The sequence below is a fragment of the Enterobacter sp. 50793107 genome (assembly GCF_001463365.1).
Taxonomy (GTDB): Bacteria; Pseudomonadota; Gammaproteobacteria; order Enterobacterales; family Enterobacteriaceae; genus Enterobacter; species Enterobacter cloacae.
In genome coordinates, this window is sequence record NZ_LNII01000111.1 from 1 (window position 1) to 2,663 (window position 2,663).

Below are 2,663 nucleotides of genomic sequence, written 5' to 3' on the forward strand. Positions count from 1 at the left end.
GCTTTATTGTAGGTGGGCCAGTTGGTGATTTTGAACTTTTGCTTTGCCACGGAACGGTCTGCGTTGTCGGGAAGATACGTGATCTGATCCTTCAACTCAGCAAAAGTTCGATTTATTCAACAAAGCCGATAGCAGGTAGTATTTTCGTGTGATTCCCAGGGTGAAAAATGCTTATGCTCGGTGATACGAGTATAAGGTACGTCTTCTTCACAATAGTTGATCACTGCTGTACCCTGATAGTCGCCTTCCGCGGAGAATTTTTCAAAGTCCAATGTGCGATAGCCAAGCCGCCCTTCGCTGAAGTTAAAGTATCCATCCAGGGCTCCTGACCAGAACACATGTTCATACGCAGTGCTTTCTGCCGCAGAAAACTCAGTATCCGTTCTGACCTCAATCAGCTCATGGTCGAGAATTTTTGCGACCATCTCGGTATAGCCTTCTTTAGGCATGCCCTGATACTGATGATTAAAATAATTGTCGTTGTAATTGAAGCGCAGCGGCAAACGCTTCAAAATACTGGCAGGCAATTCCGTTGGTTCAACGCCCCATTGCTTGCGCGTGTATCCCTTGAAGAACGCCTCGTAGAGCTCACGGCCAATCATGCTGATTGCTTGTTCTTCAAAGTTTTGCGGATCGACAATTGATTTATCCGCTTTTGATTCAATAAACGCCCGAGCTTCGTCAGGACGTAGCGTTTTATTGAAAAACTGGTTAATGGTGTGCAGGTTAACAGGCAGCAGATAGACATTGCCCTTGTAAACAGCCTTTACGCGGTTTGTGTAAGGCATGAATTCAGAATAAGCATTTACGAAGTCCCAGACTTCTTTATCATCTGTGTGGAAGATATGCGGACCATAGACGTGCAGCATGACATTAGTCTGCGGATCACGTTCAGAATGGCAGTTTCCTGCAATATGCGAGCGCTTATCAAAAACAACGGATGATATTCCTTGCTCAGCTAACAGCCTGGCGATAACGGCCCCAGAGATACCTGCACCAACAATAGCGACTGTCATTTTGTTCCCCAAAAATGTCGTTTTAATAATCCAATCCCCTTCAGAAGGAGGTTCTCACCATCAATATTGACCACCGGCATATATTTAATCCTCAGTCGATTGCGCTGATGATGAAGCCACACATTGAAAAGTCTTTCTGCCATAAACCCAAAGACGCGTTTTTGGTACGCATCATAATTCTGATAAGCAATTTTTTGTTCAAGCGCGAACAATAGAGGGAAGAGCCAGGCAAAATATTCATCTATCAATGCTTTTTTACAGACGAACATATTGTACAGGCTGATCTTAGTGCCCCCCATAACATCATCAAAATCTGAGAGATAATCAGGTTGTTGTCGCGCTATTTCATCTCGCAGTTGAGTGTAGTCCGATTCATGATGAGCATGTATATAATGGCTTTTAATGCTCGTAATATAATAATTACGTGGTTTAGCAACCAGAATATCAGCATTCTCCAGAAGATTCATCATCTCTTCAGGAGAGGCGATACGCTTCCCCTTAACCATCAGGTTACTAGTTGATGATGCAAAATATCGACGGTAGTGCGCGAGTCCGACAATGTCTTCCTGAGAGTTCTTCCATATCCAATAGGCTGCGGTGAGTTCGCAGAATGATGAATTTAGATGGGCGATGTTGTCGCCAGTTGAATCACGCACAGTATTTTGCGAAATAGCCGCTGGAGCGTTGCCAACTTGCAACGGCACAAAATTTGTACTGTCAGGGAATTCATATTGTTTATGGCTAACAACATATGTAATTAACTTCATTCTTTACCTTTGTTTATCTGAGAAAACTACAATCTGCCTCAGAGCAGCACTTAATAAGAAAAGAGAGATTTTATTTTTTGATAATAATGATAATATTTTGTATTTTCTATATGACCAACAATTAAAAATATCTCGATAGCTTAGCTTGTTATATTCAGTCAATATTAAATCTATATACTTTTGGCGTATTTTACGATCATCAATCCGCACTAAACTCACTAAGCAAGACTGGATGAGATTTACAAAAGCAGTAGTGTAGAATTTAATGTCAATGTTTTCTCGAATAACATTTTCTTTCAATAATCTTAACGTTTCAAACAATCTAAATTGCTTTTCAGCTGATCCGGTTGTAATTGAATTAGATCTTTTCCTATAACCATATAACTCATGTTCAATGTAGCTAACCGCTCTGGCTCTAGCTGATAATAAAGGCGACGTGAGAACGTCTTCGTAGATAAATCCGACCGGAAAGCAATTTTTAATGTACATCTCTCTCTTTGCTACTCTCGCCCATGCAAAGTTAGGCTTCTTAGTTAAAATAACATTAGAGATTTTACGGATTGAATTAGACGGCACAGATAATTCAAATTGAGGAAGAGGTTCATCTTTTTCAGCATGAAATTTTTTATAGTCGAAATAAACTATATCTGACATATGTTTTGAGATGCATGAATCCACCTCAGACAGAGCATTCGTAGATATCAAGTCATCTGAATCAATAAAAAACACATATTCACCTACCGCCCTGTCAAGCCCAAAATTCCTTGCATCAGAAAGCCCACCGTTTTTCTTATAAAAATATTTAAACTTACTATCTTCCTCTACGAATCTCTCACAAATATCAGAAGAATGATCCGTTGACCCATCATCTATTAATAAG

2 protein-coding genes and 1 pseudogene are annotated in these 2,663 nt (G+C 40.2%); all 3 read right to left on the minus strand.

Translation table 11 applies throughout. The features are described 5' to 3' along the window. Window positions 1-125: 125 nt before the first annotated feature. Window positions 126-1,016 (minus strand): annotated as a pseudogene (locus APU11_RS14945) (UDP-galactopyranose mutase); the annotation flags it as partial. After that, window positions 1,013-1,783, minus strand: a complete 771-nt coding sequence (locus APU11_RS14950; protein WP_038979584.1) for a DUF4422 domain-containing protein — start codon at window positions 1,781-1,783, stop codon at window positions 1,013-1,015. The pseudogene APU11_RS14945 and the gene APU11_RS14950, both read right to left, overlap by 4 nt. A 3-nt stretch (window positions 1,784-1,786) precedes the next feature. After that, on the minus strand, window positions 1,787-2,663 hold an 877-nt coding region (locus APU11_RS14955), incomplete at its 5' end, for a glycosyltransferase (RefSeq protein ID WP_060578597.1).

What these genes read in the sequence shown, in the direction of transcription:
- APU11_RS14950 (WP_038979584.1), bottom strand. Translation starts at nt 1,783, where the DNA reads ATGAAGTTAATTACATATGTTGTTAGCCATAAACAATATGAATTCCCT.